The sequence below is a fragment of the Methylocucumis oryzae genome, assembly GCF_000963695.1.
Classification (GTDB): Bacteria; Pseudomonadota; Gammaproteobacteria; order Methylococcales; family Methylomonadaceae; genus Methylovulum; species Methylovulum oryzae.
In genome coordinates this window covers 1-7,768 of the sequence record NZ_LAJX01000255.1, presented here as the reverse complement: position 1 = coordinate 7,768, position 7,768 = coordinate 1, and the positions used below count along the sequence as shown (strand labels likewise).

6 protein-coding genes and 1 pseudogene are annotated in these 7,768 nt (G+C 43.8%); 3 read left to right on the top strand and 4 right to left on the bottom strand.

Translation table 11 applies throughout. The features are described from left to right. Nucleotides 1-684: 684 nt before the first annotated feature. From VZ94_RS19325 to VZ94_RS19315, 3 genes and pseudogenes are all read right to left on the bottom strand, one after another. Nucleotides 685-1,623, bottom strand: a complete 939-nt coding sequence (locus tag VZ94_RS19325; protein ID WP_045780489.1) for a hypothetical protein — start codon at nucleotides 1,621-1,623, stop codon at nucleotides 685-687. After that, complete coding sequence (locus tag VZ94_RS19320) at nucleotides 1,586-2,347, bottom strand: hypothetical protein (protein ID WP_204369214.1); 762 nt, start codon at nucleotides 2,345-2,347, stop codon at nucleotides 1,586-1,588. Before VZ94_RS19320 ends, VZ94_RS19325 begins: the two co-directional genes overlap by 38 nt. A 308-nt stretch (nucleotides 2,348-2,655) precedes the next feature. Further along, nucleotides 2,656-4,567, bottom strand: a pseudogene (locus VZ94_RS19315) (ATP-binding cassette domain-containing protein). Nucleotides 4,568-4,955: 388 nt separating this feature from the next. On the opposite strand from VZ94_RS19315, the gene VZ94_RS19310 reads away from it, so the two are divergent. From VZ94_RS19310 to VZ94_RS19300, 3 genes are all read left to right on the top strand, one after another. Continuing rightward, nucleotides 4,956-5,588, top strand: coding sequence for a hypothetical protein (locus VZ94_RS19310; protein WP_045780487.1), 633 nt, complete (start codon nucleotides 4,956-4,958; stop codon nucleotides 5,586-5,588). Next, nucleotides 5,527-5,829 (top strand): hypothetical protein, encoded by a 303-nt coding sequence (locus tag VZ94_RS19305; protein WP_131655651.1) that lies wholly within the window; start codon nucleotides 5,527-5,529, stop codon nucleotides 5,827-5,829. Before VZ94_RS19310 ends, VZ94_RS19305 begins: the two co-directional genes overlap by 62 nt. A gap of 177 nt (nucleotides 5,830-6,006) precedes the next feature. Next, complete coding sequence (locus VZ94_RS19300; RefSeq protein ID WP_052700761.1) at nucleotides 6,007-7,008, top strand: calcium-binding protein; 1,002 nt, start codon at nucleotides 6,007-6,009, stop codon at nucleotides 7,006-7,008. Between the two features lie 34 nt (nucleotides 7,009-7,042). Here VZ94_RS19300 and VZ94_RS19295 read toward each other — a convergent pair. Continuing rightward, nucleotides 7,043-7,768, bottom strand: a 726-nt coding sequence (locus VZ94_RS19295; RefSeq protein WP_045780485.1) for an HD-GYP domain-containing protein, incomplete at its 5' end; no start/stop codon positions are given.

Below are 7,768 nucleotides of genomic sequence, written 5' to 3'. Positions count from 1 at the left end.
TACATGAGCATGTACTTGCAGGAGCAACAGCATTAATAGAAACAGCTAATGAAAAAAAAGGTTATTACGGCCCACCAAAGGTCTAATACTAATCTTTTTAAACTTTTTTKTGGTTTTGTTCATATCAGGTTGGAGTGCCTTAGATACGTTGCAATGCAACATATCTACCAAAAAACCGAAAAGTTAATATTTCATTGTTTAGTTAGGTAAAAGCCACAAGGGAGTCGCTATTTTTGCGAAAGCTTGTTTTGGGCATCCGAGCCCAAGCAATCGGCAAAAAATGACGCGATAGCCAATACCTTTGGCTGCCCCGATGCGTTCCTTACTACTCGTTATGGTGCGGCTATGCTGGGTATTTAGGAAAAGCCTTAAGCACTTAACTCATCTTGCGGCCTTATATACTTTAAACGGTTAAGTTTTCGTTTTTTAGGGTGCGCTGTGCGCACTTTATAAGTTATCATTAAAAATCAATGAAAAAAGGTGCGCACAGCGCACCCGGCAACACAAGATACCGAAAACTTGACCGTTCAGAGTATACACTTTCTCTAGTTAGTAGGGACAGGATATTCACCGTGCAAGTATTGACAGCAGTGATACTGCCGCCAAACCGACAGGGATGTATTCACGACGTCCTGCGCTGTGAATGCCCTGCCCCACCCGATGAAGCAAATTTTATATGCTGTATCACTTCAACGAATCCATATACTGCCGCAACACATCTTTAGCTTTATCCGTCCCGTCTAAATAGTCATACCAACCATCACTCTGTGTGCTTAAATAACCGAACAACTCCAGCGCCAACGCATTACTACCATCGGTCATAATGCTTCGCAGAGTCTCTTCAGGAATGATTGATTTAATATTTGATGTTTGCCAGTCGCCATTGCTTGCCGCCGTAATCGCTTCCATCAAAAGCGTTTTTCCATCTTTACCGTTAAATACTAGCTTTTGGCATTTATCGTCATCCCAAACAGTAGCGGGCGTACAGCCTAACGCAGCAAAATCAATCGCTCCTGATACGCGTTTTGCGCCACTGCCGCCCGCAATCGCTTGCACATAGGCTTTAGCTATCGCCACCTCGGTTGAATCCGGTTTACGCTCGCAATACTCTTCCACTAACTCTAAGCCATTATTATTGCGTAGCAAATTAGCTCCAGCTTGGCTTACAGGTCTAATCGCCCCTTGATGCTGCGTCCATTTAGCTTTGCAGGAATTCGCGATAAATTCTTGCGAGCGAAAACATGCATCATTGCCATACTCCAGCGAAATATGCCCTATGCGAAATTTACCGCTATTATTTGCTAACCAAGGATTACCCCATTGCGTGATAAGTTTTGGATCCGTACAGCTAACGCCGATAAGCTCTGCCCATGTCGTCGCAAACGTAATGTACTCACCGCCATAAATTTTATAGCGATAGACTAGTTCAGGGCCATTTTTCTTAAAGATTTCACCACTCCATTCCCATAATTTTGGCCCAAGCCTAGCGCCACGGGTCACTCTATATTCATACGGCGTATTGGCTTTCCATGCTACAGCGCTAACATCACTACCGCCACAACCGTAATCATCTATGCCCGAACCATCACCGCCGCCGCCCCAATTCGCTTGGCGTTTTTTCACTGCTTTTAGGAAAATATTGCAACCCCACATGTCCCCATGCAGTGGTGGTATTTTTACATGCATCAGGCGCTTTATCGGCAGGTTGGGGATAAGCAAAACCATCCGGATACGCCATATCGCTAAAATTTGTTTGCAAAGCCCAGTAATACAATACAAAGTCATTAGCATAGGTATCTTTCGCTGAAGGCAGCGTTTTAATCGTAAAATCTACGCCCGCCGATGTGATTTTGGCTTGTTCGGGACTTGTAGCATCAAAAGGCCAGTTAAACGTGCCATACATGCCACCGGCTCCCGTTGCTTCCAGTTGTGCTTGTAAAATGGCTTTAGCCTTACCATCACCATCGTATTCAGGGAACCAAGAGCTGTCGCGCTCGCTTAATAACTTAAATAGCAACCGCACATTATCAAAAGTTGTATCATGCAAATTGCCATAAACCCGGCGTAAATCCTCTAACGGCACTAGCGTCGCTATATTAGCCGCCGTAATCGACTCCATTAACACCGCTTTACCATCTTTGCCTTTAAACACCAGCTTTTGACATGCATCATCAGCAAACACCGTCGCCGGTGAGCACCCTAAGGCGTCAAAATCAACCTTACCGGCTTGCTTAGCACCCGAGCCTGCGGTAATCGCTTGTATATAGGCTTTGGCAATATCTTCTTTTAGCGTAGCCCAAACCGGTACGGAGACCAGACTTAAAGCAATCACACCGGTTATTTTCATATAGCGTTTCATCTTCCCACCCCTTTATTAATCAATGTTATTGTCATTGGATGAAAAGATTTTGACATTCAGAGCCTAACCACCACAAGATTTTTTTGAAATTTATCACATTTTTGAGAATGCACTGACAAAAACCAAATAAAATATCTTGACTATTAAACCTTTTGTCTTTTTTGAGAAAGTATGCTCGGCTCAGTGTAAACACAATCGGAGCGCAAGGCTTACCTTGCACTGGTTTAAATACTTGTACCCAAAATGGCTTCACTGTGGGCAGTGACGCTGGAGCGAGGAAACCCTATTATTTCAAACTAAACACTTAACGCATCTAGCGCTTCCCAGCGTTGATATGCCGCATTTAATTCAGCTTCAACCTGTTTTAAACCATCCATTGTTTCCGCTACTTTTTGACTATCACTAGACATTTGCTTATAAAAATCGGCTGAGTTAATTAATGCATTTAGCGCTGCTTGTTTGGTTTCTAATTGCTCGATTAACGTCGGCAACTGCGCCAATTCTTGCTGCTCTTTATAGCTTAATTTTTTCTTTGCTATGGCTTTAACTGGCTTATCGGTAGTGGGTTTAACGGTTTCAGTTTTTTTGTTGTCAGGTGTTAGCGCTTTATCTTGCTTAGCACTGTATTCCAACCAATCGCTATAGCCACCGATGAATTCTTGTACCAATCCAGAACCATCTAATACCAACACGCTAGTCACTACGTTATCTAAAAAGGCTCTATCATGACTGACTAATAGCAACGTACCGTCGTAATTGATTAGTTTTTCTTCTAACAACTCCAGTGTTTCCAAATCTAAGTCATTAGTAGGCTCGTCCATGACCAATAGATTAGCGGGTTTAGTGAAAAGCTTGGCGAGCATTAACCGATTTTTTTCTCCACCTGATAAGCTACGCACCGGCGAGCGTGCTCTAGCAGGCGCAAATAAGAAATCCCCTAAATACGACATAACGTGTTTTTTTACGCCAGCAATCTCAATAAAATCGCTACCATTCGCCACAGTATCAGCAACCGTTGCATCAAGGTCTAATTGCTCACGCAATTGGTCGAAATACGCGATTTCCAGCTTAGTGCCTAGCTCGATTTCGCCTTGCGTCGGAGGTGTGTGCGCTAATAACAGTTTTAATAACGTTGATTTACCGGCACCGTTTGCTCCGATTAGGCCAATTTTGTCACCACGCTGAATCAAGCCGGAAAAGTTTTTGATGATAAGTCTGTCGCCATACGAGAAGCTTACGTGTTTAGCTTCAATGACTTTTTTTACCCGACGCTTCGCCTTTATTCAGCATAACGCTTGCTGTACCCTGAGTTTCACGTCGTCTTGCACGTTCTCGGCGTAATTTTTCTAATGCTCTGACTCGACCTTCGTTACGCGTACGTCTGGCTTTAATCCCTTGGCGAATCCATACTTCTTCTTCAGCCAGTTTTTTATCAAACTCAGCATTTTGATTGGCTTCATCTTGTAATGCCAGGGCTTTACGCGTACAAAAATCATCGTAGCTGCCCGGCCAAGAAGTTAACTGTCCTCTATCTAAATCGACAATCCGCGTGGCTAGCTTTTGCAAAAAAGCTCTATCGTGGGTCACGAACAGCACGGCCCCGTTAAAATTCAACAGTTGCTCTTCCAGCCAAGCAATACTGGTGAAATCTAAATGGTTAGTCGGCTCATCGAGTAATAACACATCAGGTTCAATCACCAAAGCTTTGGCTAACGCAACACGCCGCGTCCAACCACCGGATAATTGCGCAATATTTAAATCAGCAGGCAAACCCAACTTGCTTAAGGTGGTTTCTACCCGTTGTTGAAAATGCCAGCCTTGATGTGCTTCTAAATGATGTTGCAGCTCACCTAATTCCGCTAATATTTTAGGGTTACCTTCGGTCAGTTGATGCGATAAAGTCTCATAACGCGCCAACCATTGACCCAACTCACCTAAACCACTGGCAACCGCATCATACACAGTTGCATATTGGCTTAAATCCGGCGCTTGTTCTAACCAAGCCAGCTTTAAGCCAGGTTGCCGCCAGCAGTCACCATGATCGGCAGTAATATCACCGGCGATAATTTTCATTAACGTCGATTTACCTTCACCATTTCGCCCTAATAAGCCGACGCGTTCGCCTGGATCAAGCTGAAATTCTTCATCGTTAAGCAAGGCATGGCTACCAAAGGCAATAGAAAGATGGGTTAAACGTAGTAATGGCATAAATATTTGAAGTCGTAAAAGTGTGTTGTGAAAGCCTGAACATGCTATGCACAGGCATAGCTCCATTGTAAAACTGATGCCGTAGTTAAGCGAGGTAAAAAACGTTTGTTTAGCGATGCTTGTAAAGCATTGTGCAACTAATAGTATTGATAATTACTTACCCGCAAAAAWTTGTTAGTTCAACGCATTTTGCTTTAACAAATCTTGCGTACTCATTCGCAGAATTGCACAGCAACTCACCCCTATTCGCTTTTTTTATTTAAAATACATCAAGTTATAGCAATAATAAAAGCTGGCATTCCGTTTGCTATCTATGGTTAAACGCTAAGCGCTACCGTTGTTTTATGGCGTTTAACGTCCACATTTTGAACTTTTACAGAGGACTATCATGGACAAATTTCTTAGCTGCACATTGGTAACTGCTTTATTGACGACGCTGCCATTAACCGCAAGCGCACGCCCTGAATTTCCAGCATTAACAGGCGCATCAGGATGCACGGCCTGCCATTTTGACAACTTAGGCAGTGGTTTTAAGCCTGGCGTACTAGAGGCTGCTGCGTCGCCCAAAGGCGAAATCGCAGGACTTAGGGATTTTATTAACGCGCAAACTAAAAATACTAAACCCGTTTTACACGCGATTAACTCAAAATGGGATATTACCGTAGGTGAAGCACCGTTAGTGATTCCTTTGCAAGTCACCGACGCCGAAGATGATACATTTGATGTACATGGTACAGCACCTAGCGGATTTAAATTATCGTCGGTTTATACTAAAAATAATTTGCCTACCGTTGATTTTAAATGGTCGCCTACCGCTGCCCAAGCCAATAAAACCTATCCGTTAAAACTGTATGTGCAAGAAAACAGCAAAGGCCGCAACTTAACCTCCAATACTGTCAATGCCATTATTCAAGTGTGGCCAGCCAGAACGGGTACGACTAAAAACATCACGCAATTTTTTGTTGCAAAGCGCGCAATGGAAAAACAACGCATTAGTTATTTCAGGCAGCCTTGCCTTTAAATCGGGGTTAACTGCTACGCAAAAATCCGCCGCATTAGCCAAATTAAATTTGAATATTACCAGTGCTAAAGGCGTAGTCGTAACCACGCCTAAAAAAATCGCACCTAGCGCTAGCGGAAGCTGGTCTAAATCGATTGCGTTATCGGCAAGCGAAGTCCCTTGCTGGGTTATCGTCGAATTTGAAGGCTTAAAGACGAAAAGACAAGTCAGTCAAGCGCCATTAGCAAGCTGTGTTAAATAGTTCACTAAGCCTGCACAAAACGTAGATACTCTTTTTATTTCTGACATTTTTTGCAGGCTCACCATATAGAGAATTATTTTTCTATTTTAATAACAAACACTTAAATAACTGGCATAACAAATGCTTTAATTAAAATGTAGTTTTAACCATTCTCTAATAACGATAAGGATGCACACCATGAGCACATTATTAAAAAAACGCGGCAACGAAGACGATCAAGGCACTGATGATAACGACGAATTACATGGCGGCCACGACGACGATGATATTGTTGGGGGTATTGGCAGCGACACGGTAAAAGGTGGGCATGGCAATGACCATATCGACGGTGGCGATGATAATGATGATATAGAAGGCGATGCTGGAGATGATAGCGTTTCGGGCGGTAATGGTGACGACCACGGCTCAGGCGGCCACGGCAGTGATGATTTATATGGCGATGCTGGAGATGATTCGCTAAGCGGTGGTAATGGTGACGATTATCTTGACGGTGGTGCTGATGACGATGATGTTGACGGTGACAACGGCAATGATTCGGTATTTGGTGGCACTGGCGATGATGTAGTCACAGGTGGTTCCGGTAAAGATGCGGTAGACGGCGGTGACGGCGATGACACCGTGGATGGCGATAATGGCAATGATACGTTAACTGGTGGCTTAGGCTTAGATGATTTAAGCGGTGGCAACGGTAAAGATGATTTATACGGTGACGACGATAATGATAACTTAGACGGCGGTCATGGTTCTGACGATTTAAATGGCGGCAATGGCGATGACACGCTTAGCGGTGGTTCCGGTAAAGACGATTTAGACGGCGGCGACGGCGACGATGATTTATACGCCGACGGTGGTAAAGATGATTTAACCGGTGGATTAGGCGCCGATGTGTTTGTCTTTACGACGCTTAAATGCGATGACGCGGTTATCCATGATTTTACCAGCGGCGTAGACATTATTGATTTATCATTATTAGATGCCAATAGCGCAACGCTAGATATTAATGAAGCCTTTACTTTTATTGGCGCTGCAAGTTTTGATAGTGTCGATGCCACCGGGCAACTTCGTTTTGACCCGGCTACACATGAGTTATCAGCCAGTATCGATGCTGACAGTGATAGTGAATTTTCCATCACATTAATCGGTGTCGATAGCTTAGTGGATACCGACCTGGTACTGTAAGTCAACTAGCTGGCGTTATCCCATAACGCCAGCTTTATTCTCCCTCGACAAAAAACCAGCTAATTTTTCGTCTAGGTAATAAGTAATCAAGCTCCTCATCAGGACGCTCACTTAAACGTAATGGGCGTTCGATTTTAATAGACGTTTCTTCAGCTAAATCAATAATAAGCGCTTGTCGTCTAGGAATTTCAGGCTCGTAGATGAGTACTTGCGGGCTTAATGGATGCGCTGTAGGCGCTGACGATACCACCGCCGCTACGCGATTATCCGACAACATAACAACTGAACCTGGCGGATAAACGCCCATAGCCTTAATAAATAATTGTAGTAATTTGCTATCGTAAATTTTATTTTCTTTCGCCCACATAAACGATAAGGCTTCTGAAGGCGACATGGCTTTTAAATAGTCGAGAGGATTGGTTAAATTATCAAAACGGTTAGCTATCGCAACCATACGCGCCGCAAAAGGTATTTCGTCGCCTTTTAATCGATCCGGAAAGCCACTCCCATCCATGCGCTCATGGTGTTGTAAAATCACAGCTAACATGGCAGGCGATAAGCTATTAGCTTTAACTGCAGCATCGTAGCCCGTTTGACAATGCGTGCGATAAACGGCTTCTTCAAACTTATTACGATGCTGATTGCGTAGCATAGAGGGATGAAAGCTTAGTTTACCAACATCATGCAATAAGGCGCCTATACCTATAGCTCGTAACGCTTCTTCAGGTAAGCCTGTTTGCTTGCCTAACAGCAACGCTAG

Bases quoted from the DNA above. Each gene is read 5' to 3' on its own strand.
- VZ94_RS19320 (WP_204369214.1), bottom strand. From the start codon at position 2,347: ATGAAAATAACCGGTGTGATTGCTTTAAGTCTGGTCTCCGTACCGGTT.
- VZ94_RS19310 (WP_045780487.1), top strand. From the start codon at position 4,956: ATGGACAAATTTCTTAGCTGCACATTGGTAACTGCTTTATTGACGACG.
- VZ94_RS19300 (WP_052700761.1), top strand. From the start codon at position 6,007: ATGAGCACATTATTAAAAAAACGCGGCAACGAAGACGATCAAGGCACT.